The sequence below is a fragment of the Arthrobacter sp. Y3225116 genome (assembly GCF_059091245.1).
Window position 1 is genome coordinate 1 of sequence record NZ_JBNHGL010000612.1, and the last position, 305, is coordinate 305.

Consider the following 305-nt stretch of genomic DNA (forward strand, 5'->3'; position numbering starts at 1 on the left):
CGGCCACGGAGCGCGCCCGCGCCGCACTCCAGGAGGTCCGCGGGCTGTACCTCAGCGACGGCAAGCGCGTGCTCGAGACGTCGGTGCTCAGCGCCGACAAGGGCCAGGGCCTCGGGCTGCTGCGCTCGTTCACCGGCGCGACCGCCGTGTTCTTCGCCGGCGACGACGTGACCGACGAACATGCCTTCGCCGTGCTGCGGGGCTCCGACGTCGGCGTCAAGGTGGGGCCGGGAGACACCGCCGCGGCCTACCGGGTGGACTCTCCGCAGACGTTCGCGGCCGCGCTGGCCCTGCTGGCCGAGCTG

General features: G+C 74.4%; 1 protein-coding gene. It reads left to right on the plus strand.

Features of this window, described 5'->3' with window-relative positions; all coding sequences use genetic code 11:
* On the plus strand, positions 1 to 305 hold a 305-nt coding region (locus AC5RV2_RS19205; protein WP_494093646.1), incomplete at both ends, for a trehalose-phosphatase.